General features: G+C 64.5%; 20 protein-coding genes. 17 read left to right on the top strand and 3 right to left on the bottom strand.

The window, feature by feature from the left end:
• Positions 1-347 precede the first annotated feature (347 nt).
• From ASD04_RS04815 to radA, 4 genes are all read left to right on the top strand, one after another.
• Positions 348-1835: a replicative DNA helicase gene (locus ASD04_RS04815; protein ID WP_056253375.1), complete on the top strand. Its 1488-nt coding sequence runs from the start codon at positions 348-350 to the stop codon at positions 1833-1835.
• Between the two features lie 2 nt (positions 1836-1837).
• On the top strand, positions 1838-2968 hold the full coding sequence (gene alr, locus ASD04_RS04820) for an alanine racemase (RefSeq protein WP_056253378.1): 1131 nt from the start codon (positions 1838-1840) through the stop codon (positions 2966-2968).
• The gene (locus tag ASD04_RS04825) at positions 2965-3501 is read left to right on the top strand and encodes a DUF1697 domain-containing protein (RefSeq protein WP_056253380.1); all 537 of its coding nucleotides are present in this window, start codon (positions 2965-2967) and stop codon (positions 3499-3501) included. The genes alr and ASD04_RS04825 overlap by 4 nt, the downstream gene beginning before the upstream one ends.
• Positions 3502-3765: 264 nt before the next feature.
• The gene (radA, locus tag ASD04_RS04830; protein ID WP_056253383.1) at positions 3766-5166 is read left to right on the top strand and encodes a DNA repair protein RadA; all 1401 of its coding nucleotides are present in this window, start codon (positions 3766-3768) and stop codon (positions 5164-5166) included.
• A gap of 163 nt (positions 5167-5329) precedes the next feature.
• Here radA and ASD04_RS04835 read toward each other — a convergent pair whose 3' ends face one another.
• Entirely contained in the window at positions 5330-5698 is a 369-nt protein-coding gene (locus ASD04_RS04835) for a DUF2200 domain-containing protein (protein ID WP_056253385.1), read from the bottom strand.
• Between the two features lie 196 nt (positions 5699-5894).
• Here ASD04_RS04835 and ASD04_RS04840 point away from each other — a divergent pair, with 196 nt between their 5' ends.
• From ASD04_RS04840 to ASD04_RS04855, 4 genes are all read left to right on the top strand, one after another.
• Complete coding sequence (locus ASD04_RS04840; protein ID WP_056253388.1) at positions 5895-6515, top strand: CvpA family protein; 621 nt, start codon at positions 5895-5897, stop codon at positions 6513-6515.
• A 213-nt stretch (positions 6516-6728) separates the two neighbouring features.
• Positions 6729-8231 (top strand): amidophosphoribosyltransferase, encoded by a 1503-nt coding sequence (purF, locus tag ASD04_RS04845; RefSeq protein WP_056253390.1) that lies wholly within the window; start codon positions 6729-6731, stop codon positions 8229-8231.
• Entirely contained in the window at positions 8231-8965 is a 735-nt protein-coding gene (locus ASD04_RS04850; protein ID WP_056253393.1) for an SDR family NAD(P)-dependent oxidoreductase, read from the top strand. The genes purF and ASD04_RS04850 overlap by 1 nt, the downstream gene beginning before the upstream one ends.
• The gene (locus ASD04_RS04855) at positions 8965-9555 is read left to right on the top strand and encodes a GNAT family N-acetyltransferase (RefSeq protein ID WP_056253396.1); all 591 of its coding nucleotides are present in this window, start codon (positions 8965-8967) and stop codon (positions 9553-9555) included. Before ASD04_RS04850 ends, ASD04_RS04855 begins: the two co-directional genes overlap by 1 nt.
• Before the next feature lie 168 nt (positions 9556-9723).
• On the opposite strand, the gene ASD04_RS04860 is transcribed toward ASD04_RS04855, so the two are convergent.
• Positions 9724-10986 (bottom strand): hemolysin family protein, encoded by a 1263-nt coding sequence (locus tag ASD04_RS04860; RefSeq protein WP_056253442.1) that lies wholly within the window; start codon positions 10984-10986, stop codon positions 9724-9726.
• A gap of 198 nt (positions 10987-11184) precedes the next feature.
• Between ASD04_RS04860 and ASD04_RS04865 the strand changes: the two genes are divergently transcribed.
• The 7 genes from ASD04_RS04865 (at position 11185) to der (ending at position 18143) form a co-directional block, all read left to right on the top strand.
• Positions 11185-11622, top strand: coding sequence for an MAPEG family protein (locus ASD04_RS04865; RefSeq protein WP_056253398.1), 438 nt, complete (start codon positions 11185-11187; stop codon positions 11620-11622).
• A complete protein-coding gene (locus ASD04_RS04870) occupies positions 11623-12915 on the top strand; it encodes an RsmB/NOP family class I SAM-dependent RNA methyltransferase (RefSeq protein ID WP_056253401.1) in 1293 nt (430 codons plus the stop codon). It abuts the gene before it with no gap.
• 52 nt (positions 12916-12967) lie between these two features.
• Entirely contained in the window at positions 12968-13453 is a 486-nt protein-coding gene (locus ASD04_RS04875) for a TspO/MBR family protein (RefSeq protein WP_056253404.1), read from the top strand.
• 63 nt (positions 13454-13516) lie between these two features.
• Complete coding sequence (guaA, locus tag ASD04_RS04880; RefSeq protein WP_056253406.1) at positions 13517-15088, top strand: glutamine-hydrolyzing GMP synthase; 1572 nt, start codon at positions 13517-13519, stop codon at positions 15086-15088.
• Between the two features lie 97 nt (positions 15089-15185).
• Complete coding sequence (locus ASD04_RS04885) at positions 15186-15788, top strand: hypothetical protein (protein WP_156461123.1); 603 nt, start codon at positions 15186-15188, stop codon at positions 15786-15788.
• Positions 15789-15875: 87 nt separating this feature from the next.
• Positions 15876-16652: a tetratricopeptide repeat protein gene (locus ASD04_RS04890; RefSeq protein ID WP_056253411.1), complete on the top strand. Its 777-nt coding sequence runs from the start codon at positions 15876-15878 to the stop codon at positions 16650-16652.
• Between the two features lie 39 nt (positions 16653-16691).
• Positions 16692-18143: a ribosome biogenesis GTPase Der gene (gene der, locus ASD04_RS04895; protein ID WP_056253414.1), complete on the top strand. Its 1452-nt coding sequence runs from the start codon at positions 16692-16694 to the stop codon at positions 18141-18143.
• Positions 18144-18341: 198 nt separating this feature from the next.
• Here der and guaB read toward each other — a convergent pair whose 3' ends face one another.
• Positions 18342-19844 (bottom strand): IMP dehydrogenase, encoded by a 1503-nt coding sequence (gene guaB / locus ASD04_RS04900; protein WP_056253417.1) that lies wholly within the window; start codon positions 19842-19844, stop codon positions 18342-18344.
• Positions 19845-20168: 324 nt separating this feature from the next.
• Here guaB and ASD04_RS04905 point away from each other — a divergent pair, with 324 nt between their 5' ends.
• Both ASD04_RS04905 and ASD04_RS04910 read left to right on the top strand, forming a co-directional pair.
• On the top strand, positions 20169-21563 hold the full coding sequence (locus ASD04_RS04905) for an MFS transporter (RefSeq protein WP_082531002.1): 1395 nt from the start codon (positions 20169-20171) through the stop codon (positions 21561-21563).
• Positions 21564-21587: 24 nt separating this feature from the next.
• A complete protein-coding gene (locus ASD04_RS04910; protein ID WP_244488254.1) occupies positions 21588-22973 on the top strand; it encodes an MDR family MFS transporter in 1386 nt (461 codons plus the stop codon).
• The last annotated feature ends 2 nt before the right edge of the window (positions 22974-22975 follow it).

A 22975-nucleotide genomic window follows, 5' to 3' on the forward strand; every position in this document is an offset into this window, starting at 1 on the left:
AATCGATCCGACACCGCAGCCGCGATCTGGGTCGCCATCCAGATCGCGGCATCCAAAAGGATGGCACGAGCTAACCACAAAGCGCTAATACAAGGGCTACTGGAACATTGAGCTAACAGTAGCCCTCATGGTGAGGCGGGAGCGCAGCGACCCTCGAACCACGAGGGCGTGGCGCCCGACTCATGCCATTCTGCTGCCCTGTTCGCATGCAAGGTGAAGTCGTCACATTCCCCGTTGTCCACAGAGTTCACAGGGGCGGTCACAAGACATTAACCAGCGGGTCGATAGGCCAAGACTCTTGCCCGCATCGCGTGGTTAAGAAAGGTTAACTTTTCCCCGGAGGCATCATGGCAGAGATCGCGCGGCTGCATCCGGCCGAAGACAAATCGTTCCGTCTGGCGCCCCACAATGTGGAGGCGGAACAAGCGCTGCTGGGCGCGATCCTGCTGAACAACGACGCCTTCTACCGGGTGTCGGACTTCCTTGAGCCGCCGCATTTCTACGAGCCGGTGCATCGCGATATCTATGAAGTGGCGGGCAAGATCATCCGCGCCGGCAAGTCGGCGGACCCGACCACGATCAAGACCCACCTGCCCGAGCAGTTGCTGCCCGACGTGACCATGGCGCAGTATCTCGCCAAGCTGGCCGCCGAGGCGACCACGGTGCTCAATGCCGCCGACTATGGGCAGGCGATCTACGACACCGCAATCCGCCGCAACCTGATCCTTGTCGGCGAGGAGATGGTGGCCGTTGCCTATGACGGCAGCGACGTCGAAATGACGCCGAACAAGCAGATCGAAAAGGTCGAAGGCGAGCTGTTCCAGCTGGCCGAAAAGGGCCGCTATGACGGTGGCTTCCAGAATTTTTCCAATGCCCTCAGCGCCTCGATCCAGATGGCGGGCGAGGCCTATCAGCGCGACGGGGGCCTGTCGGGCATCGCCACCGGGCTTGATGATCTCGACCGTCAGATGGGCGGACTACAGGGAAGCGACCTGATCATCCTCGCGGGACGCCCGGCCATGGGCAAGACGTCGCTGGCCACCAATATCGCCTTCAACGTCGCCAAATCCTGGAAGGGCGAAATCGCACCGGACGGGCACCAGAAAACCACCAATGGCGGCATTGTCGGCTTCTTCAGCCTCGAAATGAGTTCGGAACAGCTGGCGACGCGTATCCTGGCCGAGCAGGCGGAAATCTCGTCGTCGGATATCAGGCGCGGGCGTATCCATGACAGCCAGTTTTCCAAGCTCGTGGACGTGTCCAACATGATGAGCAAGCTGCCACTCTATATCGATGATACCGGCGGCATCAGTGTGGCACAGCTTGCGGCGCGGGCGCGGCGGCTGAAGCGGCAGAAGGGGCTGGATTTCCTGGTTATCGACTACCTGCAACTGCTGAGCGGCTCGAGCAAGGCATCGAGCCAGAACCGCGTGCAGGAACTGACCGAGATCACCACTACGCTCAAGGCGCTGGCCAAAGAACTGGAAGTGCCGATCGTGGCGCTCAGCCAGCTCTCGCGCCAGGTGGAGTCGCGCGACGACAAGCATCCGCAACTGGCGGATCTGCGCGAATCGGGGTCTATCGAGCAGGACGCCGACGTAGTGCTTTTCGTTTATCGCGAAGAGTATTATCTCAAGAACAAGGAGCCCAAAGAGGGCACGCCAGAGCATATGAGCTGGCAGGGGGAAATGGAAAAGGTGCACGGCAAGGCCGAAGTGATCATCGCCAAGCAGCGCCACGGCCCCACCGGCACGGTGCAGCTCAGCTTCGAGGCGCAGTTCACGCGCTTCGGCAACCTGGCACGCGCCGACTACCTGCCCGAGCGCATGGAATAGGCATGGCGCTGACGTCTGGCCTTGGGGGGCAACTCAGTATCGATCTCGGGGCTCTGGCCCGGAACTGGCGGGCACTGGACAAGGTGAGCGCCGGCGCGCTGACAGGCGCGGTGGTGAAAGCCGATGCCTATGGCACCGGCATCACCATGGCCAGCAAGGCGCTGCATGCGGCGGGGGCGCGGTTCTTCTTTGCGGCGACGCCGGACGAGGGCATGGCGGTGCGCGCGGCGGTGCCCGATGCCCATATCTTCATTCTCAACGGGCTCTATCCGGGCGCGGCCAACCTCTATGTGCGGCAGAACCTGATGCCGATCATATCCTCGATGGCGATGCTGGAGGAATGGCTGGCCAAGTGCACGGAGCGCAACGAGGCCTATCCAAGCGCCTTCCACTTCGACACCGGGATGAACCGGCTGGGTTTCCGGCTCAACGAGGCGGCCCAGGTGCGCGAGCGCATCCAGGGGCTGGGCTATGCGCCGCAGATGGTGATGAGCCACCTGGCCTGTGCCGACCAGCCGAGCCACGAAAAGAACCGTACCCAGCTGGCGCTATTCGGTTCTGTGATGACGCAGTTTCCGGGGATTCCGGCCTCGCTGGCCAATTCGGCCGGGCTGATGACGGGGCGGGACTATCATTTCCAGATGGTGCGGCCGGGTATCGCGCTCTATGGCGGGCGCGCCGTCAACGGTCGCAAGAATCCGATGGCACCGGTGGTGACGCTGCATGTCCCGATCGTGCAGGTGAAGGAAGCGCGCACCGGCGAAACCGTCGGCTACGGCGCCAACCACTCGCTGGCACGCGACAGCCGGCTGGCCATTCTCAGCCACGGCTATGCCGATGGTTTCCTGCGGTCGCTTTCGGGCAGCAATACGCGGCCAGGCGGCAAGGTGGTGATCCGCGGCAAGGTGTGCCCAGTGATCGGGCGGGTTTCGATGGACCAGGTGACGGTGGATATCACCGAACTGGGGCCTGATATTCCGAACCCAGGCGAGGCCGCGGAAATCCTCGGCGACATCATCGGGGTGGACGAGCTGGCCGATGCCGGCGGCACGATCGGCTATGAAATCCTGACCTCGCTCAAGGGGCGCTACAGCCGCAACTATGTGGGCGACGGCAACCTGCCACCGGGATGAGCACGTTCGTCATCCTGCTGCGGGCCATCGGGCCGATCACGCACAAGATCATGTCGATGGCGCAGTGGCGCGAGGCGGTGGCGGCGGCCGGCTATGACGATCCGCAGACCTATGTGGCGACCGGCAACATGATCGTGGGCAGCGGCAAGGGAATTGCCGAGGTCACGGCGGAGATGAATGCGGTGGTGCGCGATCTCGGGCTGGGAAAGGGCAATGTGGCAGTGGTGCGCAAGGCCGGGGCGTTGCGCAAGCTGGTCAAGGCCAACCCGTTCCCGGACGCGGCGGCGGAACGCGCCAGCGAGCTTGCGGTGTATTTCTTTGCCGGGGCGAAGCCGGACTTTTCGTGGCTGGCGGGCTATGACGGGCCGGAGCGCGTGCATGTCGAGGGCACGCATCTATTCGTGGATTATGCCGGGCGGGCTTCGCTGAGCCCGCGGCTGCCCGGGCTGATCGAGAAGCGTTCGGGCACGGTGACGGCGCGCAACTGGAACACGGTGAAGGCGCTGGCCGAGCGGGCGGCGGGGCGGGGGTAGCGGGGTGAGCACTTCCCTTCTCCCCTTGAGGGAGAAGCTGCCCGCAGGGCGGATGAGGGTTGCTCCCACAAGCATTGAAGCATGGGAGAGCGCAGAACCCCTCTCCCGGTAATTTCCTCTGGACGAGGAAATTACCGCCCTCTCCCTCAAGGGGCGAGGGAAGAACAGTCTCAGGTTCCAGATTTGACTAAGTTCACTTTTTGTTCTTGCTCCACAGGGACGGACCGGCTAGGCTTTGCACAGTTGCATACATAGAGACCCGTCTTGGCCAAATCCCGATCTTCCTTTGTCTGCCAGGCCTGCGGGGCCGTAACCACGCGCTGGCAGGGGCGGTGCGATGCCTGTGGCGAGTGGAACACCATCGTCGAGGAAATCACCGATAGCGGGGTGGGCGCGGGGCCGAAATCGGCCAAGGCCAATGGGCGGCCAACCAACCTGGTGCCGCTATCGGGTGAAACGGAGAGCGCGGCGCGGGTGGTGACCGGGCTCGGGGAGCTGGACCGGGTGACCGGGGGTGGGTTCGTCAAGGGCTCGGCGCTGCTGGTGGGTGGCGATCCGGGGATCGGAAAATCGACCTTGCTGCTGCAATCGGCGGCGGCCCTGGCCAACCGCGGCAAGCGGGTCGTCTATGTGTCGGGCGAGGAGGCAGTGGCCCAGGTGCGCCTGCGGGCACAGCGGCTCGGGCTGGGCGAGGCCAATGTGATGCTGGCGGCCGAGACCAATGTGGAGATCATTCTCGCGACGCTGGAAAACGGCCCTGCCCCGGACCTGGTGATCATCGACTCCATCCAGACGCTGTGGACCGACCGGGTGGACAGCGCGCCGGGCACGGTGACGCAGGTGCGCACCTCGGCGCAGGCGCTGACGCGCTTCGCCAAGAAGAGCGGCGCGGCGGTGGTGCTGGTGGGGCACGTGACCAAGGACGGGCAGATCGCGGGCCCCCGCGTGGTCGAGCATATGGTCGATGCGGTGCTCTATTTCGAAGGCGATGCCAGCCATACGTTCCGGATTTTGCGCGGGGTGAAGAACCGCTATGGCGCGACCGACGAGATCGGCGTGTTCGCCATGACCGAATTGGGGCTGGAGCAGGTGGCCAATCCCTCGGCTCTATTCCTCGACCAGCGCGACGAGGGCGCGGCCGGTTCGGCGGTGTTTGCCGGCATGGAGGGCACAAGGCCGCTGCTAATCGAAATCCAGGCGCTGGTGGCCCCCTCCCCGCTCGGCACACCAAGGCGGGCCGTGGTGGGCTGGGACTCTTCGCGGCTCTCGATGGTGCTGGCGGTGCTGGAGACGCGCTGCGGGGTGCGGATCGGGGCCAATGATATCTATCTCAACGTCGCGGGGGGACTGAAAATCAACGAACCGGCGGCGGACCTGGCGGTGGCGGCGGCGCTGATTTCCTCGCTCACCAGTTCTCCCCTGCCGACCGATGCGGTCTATTTCGGGGAAATTTCGCTGGCGGGCGGTATCAGGCCGGTGGCGCATGGCTCGCTGCGGCTGCGCGAGGCGCAGAAGCTGGGGTTCAAATCGGTCTCGACCGGGCGGCTGGGCACGGCTGACCGGGCCTCCGGGCTGGCGGTGTCCGAGTTTTCGGCTTTGTCGGAACTGGTGGGGCGGATCGCGGCGGCGGGCAAGCCGCGGGAGCCGGAGCGGGAGGAATGGTAATTTCAGCAGGTACTTTCCACGATGTCATCCCGGCGCAGGCCGGGATCCATCCTGAGATCGTTTCGCCCTCACCGCATGTTGGAATATCTCAGGATGGATCCCGGCGTTCGCCGGAATGACATCAGTGATGGAAGACCAAGGTGAAACGCTCCCGGCCCGCGCTCTATGCCTCGACCGGCTGCCGCAATATCTTGGCCATGGGCCGGCCCTTGGCGAGTTCGTCCACCAGTTTGTCGAGGTAGCGGATTTCCTTCATCAGGGGCTCGTCGATCTCCGCCAGCTTGACGCCGCAGACCGAGCCGGTAATGAGCGCGCGCGCCGGATTGAGCCTGGCCTGGGTGAAAAAGGTCTCGAATGTGGTCTCGTTGGCCAGTTCACGCTCCAGCGATGCCTGGCTGTGGCCGGTGAGCCAGCGGATGATTTCGTCGACCTCGTCCTTGGTGCGGCCCTTCTTTTCGGCCTTTTCGAGGTAGAGGCGATAGACGCTGGCCACGCTCATGGCATAGACGCGCTGGTTGTTCTTGCTGTTCATGACGCCTTCCCTTCCTGAGCCGGCAGTTTATCGGGTGGCGCATATTGTACAACAAGGCAGTGGCGCCAGCGTGGCGGTTGGCAGTTTCCTGGAGATTGCCTCCGGACCCGGTCCGCTTGCCCTTGGCAGCGCGGCACAAAGCGGCTAAACGAAGCCCAACAAGCCGGGGCGGCAACTGGAGCCAGGTGAAAGACATATGCTGACAGCGTTCGACGTTGGTGTTGGTGTTTTGGTGCTGATTTCGGCGATCCTGGCTACGGCACGCGGCTTGACCCGCGAAGTGCTGTCGCTGGCGACCTGGGCCGGTTCGGCCGCCATTGCCATGTACATGTACCTCTACCACCCCGAGATTGCCCAGCAGTACATCGCCGAGGAACTCGTGGCCAATATCGCCACTGTGGTCGTGACCTTCATCGTGGCGCTGATCGTGCTGCACCTGCTTACCATGCGTATCGCCGATTTCGTGGTCGACAGCCGCATCGGGCCGATCGACCGGACGCTGGGCTTCGTGTTCGGCGTGCTGCGCGGCGTGCTGATCGCCATCGTCATTACCATTTTCGGCACCTGGCTGATGGCCGACAAGCTGCCGAGCTGGGCGGCGGATTCGCAATCGCTGCCGCATCTGCAGAGCATGGGCCAGACACTGATCTCGCTGCTGCCGGAGGACCTGGAGCAGCAGGTGACCGACATGCTGCAGGGTGGCACGGGGCTGACCGAGGATTCCGAGTCGCCCGCCATTCCGCTCGACGAAGGCACGGACGCGACCGAAGACGGCACGGTGGAACCGCCGGCTGCCGTGCCCGCGACGCAGACCTGATCATAATCTGGTGAGCGCGGCGCGCTTGCCACAACCCTGACCGGCTTTCGGGGCATTGGTCGGGACAAGCAAAATGGGCTATGGGGTGGGCAACCACTCATCCCCTGGCCCCGTCGCCATTGGCGGCGCGCATTTGTGAGACGCGTTTTCGAACCGCAAAAGTGGTCCACTTTTGCCGAAAACGCTCTAGCCTGCGGTTGAGGCAGCATTGGCATGGAGAGCCCGGTGAACCATCCGAGCGAGTCTTTCGACGATCTTGAAGGCGACACGCTGCATGAAGAGTGCGGCGTGTTTGGCATTTTGGGGCATAGCGACGCCTCGACGCTGACGGCGCTGGGCCTGCATGCCTTGCAGCATCGCGGGCAGGAAGCGGCCGGCATCGTCAGTTTCGACGGCAAGCAGTTCTTCACCGAAAAGCGCATGGGCCTGGTGGGCGACCACTATACCGACCCGGCCTTGCTGGCGAAGTTACCCGGATCGATGGCCATGGGCCATACGCGCTATTCGACGACAGGCGAAGTGGCGCTGCGCAATGTGCAGCCGCTGTTTGCGGAGCTGGAGGATGGCGGCATCGCCATTGCTCACAATGGCAATTTCACCAACGGGTTGACGCTGCGGCGGCAGATCATCGCCACCGGCGCCATCTGCCAATCGACATCGGATACCGAGGTGGTGCTGCACCTGGTGGCGCGCTCGCGCCATTCATCCTCGACCGACCGCTTCATCGATGCGATCCGCCAGATGGAGGGGGGCTATGCCATGCTGGCAATGACCCGCACCAAGCTGATCGCGGCGCGCGACCCCATCGGCATCCGCCCGCTGGTCATGGGAGAACTCGACGGCAAGCCGATCTTCTGCTCGGAAACCTGCGCGCTCGACATGATCGGCGCCAAATATATCCGCGACGTCGAGAATGGCGAGGTCGTGATCTGCGAAATCCAGCCCGATGGCTCCATCAGCATCGAGGCGCGCAAACCGGCGCGACCGACGCCGGAACGGCCGTGCCTGTTCGAATATGTCTATTTCGCCCGCCCCGATTCCGTGGTGTCCGGGCGCAGCGTGTATGCGGCGCGCAAGCGCATGGGCATGAACCTGGCCAAGGAGGCGCCTGTCGATGCCGATGTGGTGGTTCCGGTGCCCGATGGCGGCACGCCGGCGGCCATCGGCTATGCGCAGCAGAGCGGCATTCCGTTCGAGCTGGGCATTATCCGAAACCACTATGTGGGGCGCACCTTCATCGAGCCGACGCAGTCGATCCGCGCCTTCGGCGTCAAGCTCAAACATTCGGCCAACCGGGCCGAAATCGCGGGCAAGCGCGTGGTTCTGATCGACGATTCCATCGTGCGCGGCACGACCTCGGTCAAGATCGTGCAGATGATGCGCGATGCCGGGGCGACCGAGGTGCATATCCGCGTCGCCAGCCCGATGATCTATTTTTCGGACTATTACGGCATCGACACGCCGGACCCGGAAAAGCTGCTGGCCAACCAGCACAAGAGCCTGGAATCGATGTGCAAGTTCATCGGCGCCGACTCGCTGGAATTCCTCAGCATCGACGGGTTGTATGAGGCGGTGGGCGGCGAGAAGCGCAACAATGGCGCGCCGCAATTCACCGACCACTATTTCACGGGCGACTATCCGACGCAGTTGACCGATCTCAACGGCCGCTCCAAGAACGAGCCGAAACAAATCTCCCTGCTCAAAGAGGCCGGTTAATGGCTGGAAATCAGGATCTTGCAGGCAAGGTCGTCCTCGTTACCGGCGCCTCGCGGGGCATCGGTTATGCCGCCGCGATCGAGGCGGCAAGGCGCGGCGCCCATGTGGTGGCCGTGGCACGCACAGTGGGCGGGCTCGAGGAACTCGACGACGAAATCCAGGATCTCGGCTCGGCGGCGACGCTGGTGCCGCTCGACCTGCGCGACGGCGACGCCATCGACAGGCTGGGCGCGGCGATCTTCGAGCGCTGGGGGGCTCTCGACGGGCTCGTCGCCAATGCCGGGCAGTTGGGCGTGCTCAGCCCCCTCCCCCATGTGAAGCCGGAAGATTTCGAGAAGGTGATGGCGGTCAACGTGACCGCCAATTATCGCCTGCTGCGCGCCACCGACCTGCTGCTGCGCCAGTCGACGGCCGGCCGGGCGGTGTTCGTTTCGTCCTCGTCGGCCCGCTCGGCGCGGCCGTTCTGGGGGCTTTATGCCGCCAGCAAGGCGGCGGTGGACGCGATGGCAAAATCCTATGCCGGCGAAGTGGCGCAGACCAAGGTCAAGGTCAACGTGTTCTATCCCGGCGCGGTGCGCACGGCGATGCGCGCCAAGGCGATGCCGGGCGAGAACCCGGATACGCTGCCCAAGCCATCCGAAATCGCGCCCAGGCTGATCGACCTGATCAGCCCCGCCGTCAAGGAAAGCGGCAGGCTGTTCAACGTCGAGACCGGCGCCTTCGAGGATATCTGATGGTCGCGCTGCGGGCCTATCGCGCCGACGATCTCGATGCGCTCTACCAGATTTGCCTCGCCACCGGCGATGCGGGCGCGGATGCCGCGCCGCTGCATAATGACCGCAAGGCGGTGGGCCATATCTATGCGGCGCCTTATGGGGTGCTGGAGCCAGCCAATGTGTTCGTGGCCGAGGACGCCGAGGGCGTGGCCGGCTATGTAGTCGGCACCTACGACACCTCTGCATTCGGCGCACGGCTGGAGCGGGAATGGTGGCCGGCCTTGCGCCGGCACTATGCGCAGGCCACAGAGCTGACGCCGGCTGACCGGGAGCGCGTGGCGGCCATGAACCGGCCGGGGGACAATCCGGCCGATATCGTGGCGCAATATCCGGCGCATATTCACATGAACCTGCTGCCGCGGCTGCGCGGGCAGCGCGTGGGCACCGGGCTGCTGCAGCTGTGGGTGGACCAGGCGCGGGCGGCCGGAGTGAGCGGAATTCACCTGGGGGCCAGCCCCAGCAATGCCGGCGGCATCGCCTTCTGGACGCGCAGCGGGTTTACGCCGCTGCGGACGCAAGGGGCGGTGTGGTTCGGGATGGAGCTTTAGGGCTCTTTCTTCCCTTCTCCCCTTGAGGGAGAAGGTGCCCGAAGGGCGGATGAGGGGTCTCTTCCGTAAGCACTGGACTCGTGGAGAGAACCCCTCACCCGGTTTTCCGCTGGACGCGGAAAACCACCCTCTCCCTCAAGGGGAGAGGGGTAGCTCCACTCTTGGGCGTCAATCCAGCCGCGTCATCAGCACCTTGTCGATGCGGCGGCCGTCGAGGTCCATGATCTCGAATTTCCAGCCATTGTGCTCGAAGGTTTCGCCAACGCCGGGCAGGCGGTTGATGATGGAGAGGACGTAGCCGGCTACCGTCTCGTATTTGGCGTCGCGCGGGATGGACAGCTTGAGCTTGTCACCGAACTCGTCGACGGGCATCCAGCCGGCGACGAGATATGACCCGTCGTCGCGCCGGACCAGAGCCGGATCGTCGCCGGTTTCTTCCTGGAAGACGCCGGTGATAACTTCGAGGATGTCACCGGAAGTGACGATGCCTTCGAAATGGCCATATTCATCGACCACCAGGGCCATGTGGACGGTGGAATTTCTGATGGCGCGGACCACGTCCAGCGCATCGGCATGATCCATCACCACTGGCACCGGCTGCACGAATTTGCGGATCTCGAGCGGCTGGCCGTTGGCGAAGACCCCGATAATGTCCTTGATCGCCACCACGCCGATGATGGAATCGGCATCGCCATCCTGCACGAGCAGGCGGGAGCGGTGGGTATCGAGGATGGTGCGGCGGATTTCGCCGCCATCGTCGGAGAGATCGACCACATCGACATCGAGGCGCGGGGTCATGAGGCCGCGGGCCGACCGATCGGCCAGGCGCATCACGCCCGAGATCATCGAGTGCTCGTCGCTCTCGATGACGCCGGCCGTCGTGGCCTCGGCAATGATGGTCTTGACCTCTTCCTCGGTGACCTTTTCCTCAGATTCACCGTGCTGCCCCAGCAGCCGCAGCACGAGTTGACCGGAAACGTCAAGAATCCAGACCACGGGCGAGCCGATGGCGGCCAGCAGTTTCATGGAGGGGGCGACGCGCGCGGCAACGCCTTCGGCATCGCGCAGGGCGATCTGCTTGGGCACCAGTTCGCCTATGATAAGCGAGATATAGGTGATGAGCACAACGACGACGCCAACGCCCAGCACGTCGGCGACATTGTCGGCAACGCCAACCGATTCGAGCCAGACAGTGAGACGCAGGCCGAGCGTTGCGCCGGAAAAGGCGCCGGACAGGATGCCGACAAGAGTGATGCCGATCTGCACCGAGGACAGGAACTTGCCGGGATCATCGGCAAGCTGGATGGCGGTGGCGGCGCCCTGGTTGCCCTGGTCGGCCATAGCGCGGAGGCGGGCGGGGCGGGCGGAAACGACTGCCAGTTCCGACATCGCCAACAGGCCGTTGATGATGGTCAGGACGACGACGATCAATATTTCTGCGAACAAGGTCTTTTCATGGGAATGCGGCCCCGCTCTCAGCATCGGGTCGCTTGTGCCCGGACAATATAGGGGCAAAGCATTCGGTTGCACCATGGGCATGGAAAATTTGTCGCGGCACGGGCTCGATGATTTGACCGCATACGCAACCAATCGCGCTAGATAGCCGTACCTGCTGGCGGAGTTTGCAAGATGCCCCTGACCGAGAAATTGCTGATCCTGGCCATAGCCGCGCAGGTGCTGCTTACGCTGGGCATCCTGATGTGGCTGGGCTTTGAGCGGGTGCCGCGCGTGGCGCGGGGCGAGATTGCGGTGAGGGACATCGCCACGGCCGGCGACGCCTATCCTTTGCGGGCGCGGCTGCTGTCGAACAATTTCGACAACCAGTTTCAACTGCCCGTGCTGTTCTACGTGGCGGGGCTGCTCTCGCTATGGAGCGGCGGCGCTGGGTGGGTGGAACTGGTGCTGGCGTGGCTGTTCGTGGCGCTGCGGTATGTCCATGCGGCGATCCATGTGAGCAGCAATCGGGTCTATCGCCGGTTCGGCGCCTATACGGCGGGCCTTGTGGTGCTGGGGCTTCTGTGGCTATGGCTCGTGCTGCGACTTGTTGTTCTAGCCCCGAGTAACTGAATGCGCCTTCCCGGCCGCCTGTCTGCCGCCATTGCCGTGCTCACCGATGTCGAAACGCGAAAGCGTCCGGTGTCGGAGGCGCTGAAGGCGTGGGGACTCAATAACCGCTTTGCGGGGGCCGGCGACCGCGCCGCCATCGGCAACCTGGTCTATGACGCGCTGCGGCGGCGGGCTTCGCATGCGGCGCTGATGGGCAGCGACAGTCCACGGGCGCTGGTACTGGCGGTGGCGGTGCGCGATTGGGGCGAGGACCCGGCGGCGCTGAGCGGGAGTTTTGCCGACGACAGCCACGCGCCGGAGGTGCTGAGCGCGGACGAGATGGCGCGGGCGGTGGGTGAGCTCAACGATGACACGCCGGGCTGGGTGCTGGCGGATGTGCCCGAATGGCTGACGCCGTCGCTGCAGCGCGGCTTTGGCGACAACTGGATTGCCGAGGGACAGGACATGGCCGGCCGGCCATCGCTGGATTTGCGGGTCAACAGCCTCAAATCGAGCCGGGAGCGGGTGATGAAGTCGCTGGCGCGGTTCACGCCCGAGGAAACCACAATTGCCCCGCTCGGCGTGACCATGAAGGCCGGGCCGCGCGACGCGCGGACGCCCAATGTCACCACCGACGAGGGGTATCTGAAGGGCTGGTTCGAGGTGCAGGACCAGGGCAGCCAGATCGTGGCAGCGCTGGCGGGGGCGCAGCCAGGCGAGCAGGTGCTCGACCTCTGCGCCGGGGCCGGCGGCAAGACGCTGGCACTGGCGGCGGCGATGATGAACAAGGGGCAGATCTTTGCCTATGACAGCGACCGCAGCCGGCTAGCGCCGATCTATGACCGGCTCAAGCGCAATGGCGCGCGCAATGTGCAGGTGCGGGCGCCGCAGCCGGGAGCGCTGGACGATCTGGTGGGGAAAATGGACCGCGTGGTGATCGACGCGCCTTGCACCGGCACCGGCACCTGGCGGCGGCGGCCGGACACCAAGTGGAAGCTGACGCCCGAGTTGCTGAGCCAGCGCATCAGCGAACAGGCCGCGATCCTGGCCGAGGGTCGGCGTTACCTCCGGCCCGGCGGCACGCTGGTCTACATCACCTGCTCGATCCTGCCGGAAGAAAACGACGACCAAATAGCTGGCTTTCTTGCGGCTAATCCCGGCTTTGCCCCGCTGGCGCCGGAGGACGTGTGGGCAGCTGCTTTTGGCACCGCCCCGCCCGCCAGCCTGGCGACCGGCAAGGGCGGGATTGCGCTGACGCCGCGTCTGACCGGCACGGACGGGTTTTATTTCAGCGCTTTGCGGCGGACGGAGTGAACCGCGAGCGGGCTCGCGCGTTGATTGAACAATAGCCCGTTGAGCCAAAGCCATGACCGTACCCTCCCTTGCCGACTACAAGACACCCCGCCCCTGGCTGACGCTGGGCATATTCCTTGTCGTAGTGATTGGCGTGGGGGCGCTGATCGGCACGCAATCGGTACCGGGCGCCTGGTACGAGGGGCTGGCCAAGCCATGGTTCAATCCGCCCAACTGGATTTTCGGGCCGGTGTGGTTCGCGCTCTATGTGATGATCGCGGTGGCCGGCTGGCGCATCTGGATGATCGATGCCGGCAGCGGCGCCATGAAAATCTGGTTCGCGCAGATGGCGCTCAACTGGGCCTGGTCGCCGATCTGGTTCATCGGGCAGATGCTGTGGCCGGCTTTCGCTGTCATCATGGCCATATTGGCGCTGATCGTGGCGTTCATCGTTGCGGGGCGCAAGCTCGACCCAACCGCGGCCTGGTTGTTCGTGCCCTATCTGGCGTGGGTGGGCTTTGCGAGCCTGCTCAACCTTTCCATCGCCATATTGAATTAGCCGCAGGCCTCGCCTGCGCGGGAGATGCTTGCGGAATCTTCCGCGTGGCGATAATGGCTCGCCATGCACAGCACAGACACGTCCGACCGCCCGCAATCGATCCTCATCGTCGACTTCGGTTCGCAAGTCACACAGCTGATCGCGCGCCGTATTCGCGAGACCGGCGTCTATTGCGAAGTCCACCCGTTCAACAAATCGGCAGCCGCCTTTGCCGAGATGCGGCCCAGGGGGGTGATCGTCTCCGGCGGGCCAGCCTCGGTCACCGAAGCGGGCAGCCCGCGGGCGCCGCAAGAGATCATCGATTCCGGCCTGCCGATCCTGGCGATCTGCTATGGCCAGCAGACATTGTGCCTGCAACTGGGCGGCACGGTGGAAGGCGGGCATCACCGCGAATTCGGCCGCGCCGATGTGGAAATCCTCGAACCCAGCGCGCTCTACGAGGGCATCTGGGAGGTCGGGGGGCGCTATCCGGTGTGGATGAGCCACGGCGACCGCGTCACCGAATTGCCTGACGGCTTCAAGGTCGTCGGCACCTCGCCCAATGCGCCCTTTGCCATCGCGACCGACGAAGCGCGCAAACGCTACACCACCATGTTCCACCCCGAGGTGGTTCACACCCCCGATGGCGGCAAGCTGCTGGCCAATTTCGTGCACAAGATCGTCGGCCTCGAGTCCGACTGGAACATGGCCGCCTATCGCAGCAAGATGATCGAGAAGATCCGCGCGCAGGTCGGGTCTGGCCGAGTGATCTGCGGGCTGTCGGGCGGCGTCGATTCCTCGGTGGCCGCCGTGCTGATCCATGAGGCGATCGGCGACCAGTTGACCTGCATCTATGTCGATCACGGGCTTATGCGGCTCAACGAGAGCGAGCAGGTCGTGACCATGTTCCGCGACCAGTACAATATTCCGCTGGTGCATGTGGATGCGTCCAAGGTGTTTTTGCGGGAACTGGACGGACAGTCCGATCCCGAGACCAAGCGCAAAATCATCGGGCGGCTGTTCATCGAGACCTTCGAGGAAGAGGCCAGGAAGCTGGGCGGGGCGCAATTCCTGGCGCAGGGCACGCTTTATCCCGACGTGATCGAATCCGTGTCGTTTACCGGCGGGCCGTCGGTGACGATCAAGAGCCACCACAATGTGGGCGGGCTGCCCGAGCGCATGAACATGGAACTGGTGGAGCCGCTGCGCGAGCTGTTCAAGGACGAAGTGCGCGCGTTGGGGCGTGAGCTGGGCCTCCCCGAAAACTTCATCGGCCGTCACCCCTTCCCCGGCCCAGGCCTCGCCATCCGTTGCCCCGGCGGGATCACGCCGGAGAAGCTGGATATCCTGCGGCAGGCCGACGCCATCTATCTCGATGAAATCCGCAAGTCGGGCCAGTATGACAAGATCTGGCAGGCCTTTGCCGTGCTGCTGCCGGTGCAGACCGTGGGCGTGATGGGCGACGGGCGGACCTATGAATTCGTCTGCGCGCTGCGGGCCGTGACCTCGGTGGACGGCATGACGGCCGACTTCTACCAGTTCGACATGAACTTCCTCGGCAAGACGGCGACGCGCATCATCAACGAAGTGCGCGGCATCAATCGCGTGGTCTATGACGTGACCAGCAAGCCGCCGGGCACGATCGAGTGGGAATGACGGCTTAGCCACTTCATCCACAGGCTAACGCGGTGGCAATTGACCGCCGTCTTTTGCTGTCTTATAAGAGAACAAACAGCGAACATAGAGCCGTGCCATGGAGATGCAGTTCGAGCTTTTTGGAGGGATGCCGGTTGAGGCCAAGGCGCTGGAGCACCGGTATTACTTTACGCTGCTGCCACCCCCTGCCCTGGCGCAGGAGATCGAGCGCGGCGCGACGGCGCTGGGGCGGCGGCTGGGGGTGCGCAATGTGGTGCGGGCGGAGCGGCAGCATGTGTCACTGCATATCGTACAGCGCGGGCGGGAAATCGGCGACGACCTGCTGGGCGAGGCGCTGGAGGTGGGCGAGGCGATCCGGCGACCGGGCTTCGACATGGCCTTCGATACGGTGACCACCTTTGCCGGGCAGCGCCCCAGGACCGGTGGGCGGGCGCAATATCCGACGGTATTGAGCTGCTCGAATGGGGCGCGGGACCTGCTGGGGCTCTATGGCGATATCAGGACACAGATGCAGCGCCGCGGCCTGCGCACAGGGCCACGCGCGATCGCGCCGCATCTGACGATCTGGTACGGGCCCGAGCGGGTGACGGAGCGGCGCTTGCGGCGCCCCTATCGCTGGGCGGTACGGAGCTTCTGGCTGGTGCATACCGTGCCGGGCATCCGAAAGCCGGACTATCTGGCGGAGTGGGCGCTGGGATAGGCGTCCGGCCGGTTTCCGCGCGCATTTGCTTTCCCCGGGCAGCATGCTAAACGTGCGCGCAATTGAAGTGATGACCTTAGGCAGGCCATGTCCCAGGACAATATTTTCCGCGAAGTCGATGAGGAGCTGCGCAGCGATCGCATGCGCGCCCTGTGGCGGCGTTTCGCCCCCTATGTGATCGGCGCGGCTGTCGGGGTGGTGGCTATCGTCGCCGTCAACGAAGGCTGGACCTGGTATCACGCCAACAATGCCGCGCAATCATCGGACGAGCTCTATGCCGCGTTCGATGCGATCGATGGCGGCGACCTGGCCTCGGCGCAGAACCAGCTCACGGCGCTGTCGGTCAATGGCAGCGGCAGCTATCCGGTGCTGGCGCAGTTCCGCAAGGCCGGCGTACTGGCCCGGCAGGGCGATATTGCGGAAGCCGTGGCCGCCTATGACGAGCTGGCCAATACCCAGTCCAACCCCCGCCTGCGCGAACTGGCACTGGTGCTGGGCGCCACGCTGATGGTGGATACCGGCACGGTGGCCGATGTGGAATCGCGCGTCGGCAGCATTGCCGCCGAAGGCAGCCCGTTGCGCAATGCCGCGCGTGAAGCGCTCGGGCTGGCACAGTACAAGGCCGGCGATTTTGCGGCCGCGCAGGCGAGCTTCGAGGCCGTGGTCAACGACCCGATGGCACAGAGCAATGTGCGCAACCGCATGGGCTATTACCTGGCCCAGTTGTTGTCGCAGGGTGCCATTGCGGAACAGCCGGCGACGGCCGATGCCGCCGCCACCGCCATCGACGAGATTGTCAGCGACGAAGCGCCCGCAGCCGATGTGCCTGCTGCCACCACCGAGGCCGAGCCGGCCGCGCAGTAGCGGTCGCCCAAGCCTTACGCCGGATCGGAACACGCATATATGACCGTCACCGTTGCCATTGTCGGTCGTCCGAATGTCGGCAAATCCACGCTGTTCAACCGTCTGGTCGGGCGGAAGATCGCGCTGGTCGATGACACGCCGGGCGTGACTCGTGACCGCCGCGAGGCGGAAGGCCGCATCGCCGACCTGACGTTCCGCATTCTCGACACCGCCGGCTACGAGGACGTGACCGACGGGAGCCTGGAAGACCGGATGCGCCAGCAGACCGAGCTGGCGATCAAGGAAGCCGATGTCATTCTGTTCATGATCGACGCCCGCGCCGGCGTGGTGCCCCTGGACCAGCGCTTCGCGCAGGTGCTGCGCAAGGCCGGCAAGGACGTGCATCTGGTCGGCAACAAGGCCGAGAGCGGCGCGGCCGAGGCCGGGCTGGTGGAAGCCTTCAAGCTGGGTTTTGGCGAGGCCATCGCGCTTTCGGCCGAGCACGGACTGGGGCTGTCGGAACTCTATTCCATCGTGTCGGCGACGATCGACCGCAAGAATGCCGAGAGCGCGGCGATCGAGGTCGGCGATCTCGACGAGATGCCCGAGACCGATATCGACATCACCGAGGACATGCTGGAGGGCGAGGGCGACGAGGCGACTTTGCGCTGGAATCCCAAGCGCTACCTCAACGTGGCTATCGTCGGTCGGCCCAATGCCGGCAAGTCGACGCTGATCAACCGCATGGTGGGCGAGGAGCGTGTGCTGGTGGGGCCGGAAGCGGGCATTACCCGCGACTCGATCCTGGTGCCGTGGGAATGGGAAGGCCGGGTGATCAACCTGGTCGATACCGCCGGCATCCGCCGCCGCGCGCGCGTCACCGAGAAGCTGGAAAAGCTGGCGGTGGGCGACAGCCTGCGCTCGATCCAGTATGCCGAAGTCGTCGTGCTGATGCTGGACGCGACCATTCCGTTCGAAAAGCAGGACCTGGCGCTGGCGGACCTCGTCGAGCGCGAGGGGCGTGCGCTGGTCATCGCGGTCAACAAGTGGGACCTGATCGAGGACAAGAACGAGACGCTCAAGATGCTGCGCGAGGAGTGCGACCGGCTGCTGCCGCAGTTGCGCGGCGTGCCGCTGGTGACGCTATCGGGCCTGACGGGCAAGAATATCGACAAGCTCATGGACGCCATTTTCACCATCGAGCGAAGCTGGAATTCGCATGTGTCGACGGCGCGGCTCAATCGCTGGCTGGCCGGCATGGTCGATGGGCATCCGCCGCCGGCCGTTTCCGGGCGCCGGCTCAAGCTGCGCTACATGACGCAGGCCAAGACGCGGCCGCCGAGCTTCATTCTCTTCGCGTCGCGGCCGGAGGTGTTGCCGATGGCCTATCAGCGCTACCTCATCAACGGGCTGCGGGAAGCGTTCGACATCAAGGGTACGCCGATCCGTCTCTGGGTACGCGGGGGCAGCGAGAACCCGTATAACGACAAGCGCAAGCGGAAGATGGGGTAACCCACGGGGCAATCCGCGGAGTTTTCTGTTCTGCTACTGCCATCCAGCCATCTCGATGTCATCCCGGCGAAGGCCGGGATCCATCCTGAGATGCATGATCTGGCGCCGTGGTTGTTCGAGCCACCTTGCGGCTGTGGTGCCATCTCGAGATGGACCCCGGCCTGCGCCGGGGTGACACGGTGGTTGGGAAGGGTCGGCCTACCGCCCGCTGCGGTAGTTCGGCGCTTCCCTCGTGATGGTCACGTCGTGGACGTGGCTTTCGCTGAGGGCGGCGCCGGAAATTTTCACGAAGACGGAATTGTCGCGGAAATCCTTGAGATTGTGGGCGCCGGTATAGCCCATGGAGGCGCGCAGCCCCCCGGCGAGCTGGTGCAGCACGGCGCCGGCAGCGCCCTTGTAGGGAACCTGGCCCTCGATGCCCTCGGGGACCAGCTTCATCTGGTCGCGCACATCCTGCTGGAAATAGCGGTCTGCGGAGCCGGAGCCCATGGCGCCGACCGAGCCCATGCCACGATAGGATTTGTAGGAGCGGCCCTGGTAGAGATAGACCTCGCCGGGGCTTTCGTCGGTGCCGGCCAGGAGCGAACCGACCATGACGCAGGAGGCGCCGCCGGCCAGGGCCTTGGCCATGTCGCCGGAGAACTTGATGCCGCCATCGGCGATGACGGGGACGCCGTGCCTGGCCCCCTCCTCCGCGCAGGCCATGACGGCGGCGAGCTGGGGCACGCCAACGCCGGCAACGATGCGCGTGGTGCAGATGGAGCCGGGGCCGATGCCGACCTTGACCGAGTCGGCGCCGGCATCGATGAGGGCGCGAGTGGCTTCGGCGGTGGCGACATTGCCGGCGACGATGCGGGTGGAATTGCTCTCGCGCTTGACGCGCTCGACGGCTTCGGCAACGCGCACGGAATGGCCGTGGGCGGTGTCGATGACCAGCAGGTCCACCCCGGCATCGATCAGGGCCAGCGAGCGCTCGAAGCCCTGATCGCCCACGGTGGAGGCGGCAGCGACGCGCAGGCGCCCCTGGGCATCCTTGACGGCGTTGGGATTGAGCTGGGCCTTTTCGATATCCTTGACGGTGATGAGACCGGTGCAGCGGCCATCGGCGTCGATCACCAGCAGCTTTTCGATGCGGTGCTTGTGCAGCAGGATCTTGGCTTCGTCCTTGGAGACACCATCGCGCACGGTGACCAGGTTGTCGCGGGTCATCAGTTCGCGGATGGGCTGGGCCGGATGGGAGGCGAAGCGCACGTCGCGGTTGGTGAGGATGCCGACCAGCTTGCCGATGGAGCGGCCGCCGGTGCCGCCGTTTTCCACGACCGGGATGCCGGAGATGCGATTGGCCTGCATCAGCGCCAGCGCATCGGCCAGGGTGGCGTCGGGGCCGATGGTGATGGGGTTCACCACCATGCCCGACTCGAAGCTCTTGACCTGACGAACCTGCTCGGCCTGCTCGGCGGCGGTGAGGTTCTTGTGGATGACGCCCAGCCCGCCCGCCTGGGCCATGGCGATGGCCATGCCGCTCTCGGTGACGGTATCCATGGCCGAACTCAGGATGGGAAGATTGAGCGCTATGTCCTTGGTGACATAGGTGGAAATGTCAGTTTCGGTGGGCAGGACATCGGAGCGCGCCGGCTGCAGCAGCACATCGTCGAAGGTCAGCGCATAGTCGCCGGTTGCTGTGGTAATAATCTTCGCCAAGGCCAGACCTTTCCTGCCTTCTGATGCAATCAGAAATGTTGGAGTGCGAGCCAGGGCGATGGACTCGCCGGGCTCAGGTTGGCGAGGGTGAATAGCACCGGGTTGCGGGTTTGGGAAGGGCAGGATTGGCTTGCATGGCAGCGGTGCCGCCACTGCCAGGGTCGCGGCCCGCGCCGGATCGTCATGCTGTTGGACTAAAGGCGTGCCGATAAGGCAGAAATCTACCATACAAGATTGGGTTTGGACCTTTTCAGCGGCGGTGACGGCGTCCATAATACCGGCGTCGCCTGTCGCGGCCTCGATTCCTCCCGGACCCAAAATCCCGTGATCCGCGTCACACCTCTCATCCTGGCGGTCGCCCTGTTCATGGAGCAGATGGACTCGACCGTCATCGCCACGTCGCTACCGGCGATCGCGGCCGATATCGGCACGGAGCCGATCGCGCTCAAGCTGGCGCTGACCGCCTATTTCGTGGCGCTCGCCATCTTCATCCCAATCAGCGGCTGGATGGCCGACCGGTTTGGCGCCAAGAACATCTTCCGGCTGGCGATCTTCGTCTTCATGCTGGGCTCGCTGGCCTGCTCGTTCTCATTCTCGCTCGAGACATTCGTGATCTCGCGCTTCTTCCAGGGCGTCGGCAGCTCGATGATGACGCCGGTGGGGCGCCTGCTGCTGGTGCGCTCGACTCCGCGAAACGAACTGGTGGCGGCCATGGCCTGGCTGACCGTTCCGGGCCTACTGGGACCGCTGACGGGGCCATTGATCGGCGGGTTCCTGACCACGTATCTCAGCTGGCACTGGATCTTCTGGATCAATATTCCCATCGGCGTTGCCGGGATCATCCTGGCCGGCATCTTTCTCAATGTGCCCGATGCGCGCAATCCGCGGCCGATCGACCTGGTGGGCTTCGTGCTGGCCGGAATCGCCTTTGCCGGGACGGTGTTCGGCCTGTCGGTGGTGAGCCTGCCGGCCTTGCCGATCATCTATGGCTACCTGACGCTGGCCGTGGGCGTGACCTCGGGCATTCTCTACCTGCTGCATGCGCGGCGCACCGAATTTCCGCTGCTCGACCCGCAACTGTTCCGCCACAAGCTGTTCCGCTCCTCGATCACCGGCGGGTCGTTTTTCCGCATCGGGGTGGGCGCGGTGCCGTTCCTGCTGCCGCTGATGCTGCAGCTTGGATTTGGGCTAAGCCCGTTCCAGTCGGGCGCCATCACCTTCGTCTCGGCGATAGGCGCGATCATGAGCAAGTTCATCGCCGAGCGGGTCTATGCGTGGTTCGGCTTTCCCCGCACGCTCGGCTTTGCGGCCTTTTTCGGTGGCTTGCTGATCGCCGGACAGGGCCTGTTCAACATGGATACGCCGGTGCCTGTCATCATGTCGGTGCTGCTGGCCGGCGGCATCCTGCGATCGGTGTTCTTCACCGGCTCCAACGCCCTCGGCTATGCCGATGTCAACGACGACGAGGCCAGCCAGGCCACAGCTATCGTGGCGGTGTGCCAGCAATTGAGCGTCGCCTTCGGCGTGGCGGTGGCCGGCGGGCTTCTCGAGCTCACCACGCGGTGGCGGGGAAGCGAGCTGGCGCTGATCGATTTCCAGATTGCATTTTTCGTGGTCGGGGGGCTCAGCGCCCTGGCCGCCTTCATTTACTGGCGGCTGCCGGCGGATGCCGGAAGCAATGTTTCCGGACACAGGGCCGTCGCCGTTCAAAAGGAGTGACCGGGAAATTCCCGGCAAGCTGCCGTGTCGCGCATCATCCCCCTCATTCTCGCCACCGCCTTGTTCATGGAAAACATGGACGCGACGGTGATTGCGACCTCGCTGGCGGCCATTGCCGAGGATATCGGCACCGATCCGATCTCGCTCAAGCTGGCGCTGACGGCCTATCTCGTGGCGCTGGCCATCTTCATCCCGATCTCGAGCTGGATGGCTGACCGGTTCGGCGCGCGCAACGTGTTCCGCGTAGCCATGGTGGTGTTCATGATCGGCTCGGTGGCCTGCGCGCTGTCGGACTCGCTGCTGGCCTTCGTGATCGCCCGCTTCATCCAGGGCATGGGCGGCGCGATGATGACGCCGGTGGCCCGGCTGGTGCTGGTGCGGGCCACGCCGCGGCACCAACTGGTCAATGCCATGGCGTGGCTGACCATTCCCGGCCTGATCGGCCCGATCATGGGGCCGCCCTTTGGCGGCTTTCTCACCACGTTTCTGGGCTGGCACTGGATCTTCCTCATCAACGTGCCGATCGGCATTGCCGGGGTGCTGCTGGTGGGGCGCTTCCTGCCCGAGACGCAGCGCAATGCGCCGCGCCGGATCGACATGGGCGGCTTCGTGCTGGCCGGAACGGCCTTCGCCCTGTTCGCCTTCGGCACCTCGGTCATCAGCCTGCCGGCGCTGCCGCCGATCTACGGGGTGATCGCCACGGTGATCGGTGTCGGCATCGGCGCGATCTATGTGCGCCATGCGTTGAACACCGAATATCCGCTGCTCGACCTGCGGCTGTTCCGCTTCCCCTATTTTCGCAGCGCCATCGTGGCCGGGGCCGCCTTCCGGCTGGGCCAGGGGGCAACGCCGTTCCTGTTTCCGCTGATGCTGCAGCTGATCTTCGGCATGACGCCGTTCGAATCCGGCATGGTAACCTTTGCCGGGGCGCTGGGCGCCATCATCGCCAAGTTCTTCGCCGACTGGATTTTCAAGGCACTCGGCTTCAAGCTGTCGCTGGCCATATCGACCGGTATTTCGGCCATCGGCATCCTGGTGATGGGGTTCTATACGCCCGAAACGTCGGTGCCGCTGATCATCAGCATCCTGGTGTTTACCGGGTTCTGGAACTCGACGTTCTGGACCGGCTCAAGCGTCTTCGTCTTTGCCGATATCGATGACAAGGATGCCGGCCAGGCCAATGTCATCAGCCAGGTCACCGGGCAGTTGACGATGGCAATGGGCATTGCGGTCGGCGGCGGGGTGCTGGAGGCGTCGCAGGCGCTGCGGGGGGACGGCGAATTGCTGCTGTCGGACTTCCATGCGGCATTCTTCATCGTAGGCGCGATCTGCGCCATTTCCACGGCGATGTTCCTGCGCCTGCCCAAGGATGCCGGACACCAGCTGACGAAAGAGCCGCACGCGCATTGAGA

The sequence above is a fragment of the Devosia sp. Root436 genome, from assembly GCF_001426345.1.
In the GTDB taxonomy this organism is placed as follows: domain Bacteria; phylum Pseudomonadota; class Alphaproteobacteria; order Rhizobiales; family Devosiaceae; genus Devosia.

Excerpts from the sequence above, each read along its gene's own strand:
- ASD04_RS04815 (WP_056253375.1), top strand. The coding sequence starts at position 348 with ATGGCAGAGATCGCGCGGCTGCATCCGGCCGAAGACAAATCGTTCCGT.
- alr (WP_056253378.1), top strand. The coding sequence starts at position 1,838 with ATGGCGCTGACGTCTGGCCTTGGGGGGCAACTCAGTATCGATCTCGGG.
- ASD04_RS04825 (WP_056253380.1), top strand. The coding sequence starts at position 2,965 with ATGAGCACGTTCGTCATCCTGCTGCGGGCCATCGGGCCGATCACGCAC.
- ASD04_RS04835 (WP_056253385.1), bottom strand. The coding sequence starts at position 5,698 with ATGAACAGCAAGAACAACCAGCGCGTCTATGCCATGAGCGTGGCCAGC.
- ASD04_RS04840 (WP_056253388.1), top strand. The coding sequence starts at position 5,895 with ATGCTGACAGCGTTCGACGTTGGTGTTGGTGTTTTGGTGCTGATTTCG.
- purF (WP_056253390.1), top strand. The coding sequence starts at position 6,729 with ATGGAGAGCCCGGTGAACCATCCGAGCGAGTCTTTCGACGATCTTGAA.
- ASD04_RS04850 (WP_056253393.1), top strand. The coding sequence starts at position 8,231 with ATGGCTGGAAATCAGGATCTTGCAGGCAAGGTCGTCCTCGTTACCGGC.
- ASD04_RS04855 (WP_056253396.1), top strand. The coding sequence starts at position 8,965 with ATGGTCGCGCTGCGGGCCTATCGCGCCGACGATCTCGATGCGCTCTAC.
- ASD04_RS04865 (WP_056253398.1), top strand. The coding sequence starts at position 11,185 with ATGCCCCTGACCGAGAAATTGCTGATCCTGGCCATAGCCGCGCAGGTG.
- ASD04_RS04870 (WP_056253401.1), top strand. The coding sequence starts at position 11,623 with ATGCGCCTTCCCGGCCGCCTGTCTGCCGCCATTGCCGTGCTCACCGAT.
- ASD04_RS04875 (WP_056253404.1), top strand. The coding sequence starts at position 12,968 with ATGACCGTACCCTCCCTTGCCGACTACAAGACACCCCGCCCCTGGCTG.
- guaA (WP_056253406.1), top strand. The coding sequence starts at position 13,517 with ATGCACAGCACAGACACGTCCGACCGCCCGCAATCGATCCTCATCGTC.
- ASD04_RS04885 (WP_156461123.1), top strand. The coding sequence starts at position 15,186 with ATGGAGATGCAGTTCGAGCTTTTTGGAGGGATGCCGGTTGAGGCCAAG.
- ASD04_RS04890 (WP_056253411.1), top strand. The coding sequence starts at position 15,876 with ATGTCCCAGGACAATATTTTCCGCGAAGTCGATGAGGAGCTGCGCAGC.
- der (WP_056253414.1), top strand. The coding sequence starts at position 16,692 with ATGACCGTCACCGTTGCCATTGTCGGTCGTCCGAATGTCGGCAAATCC.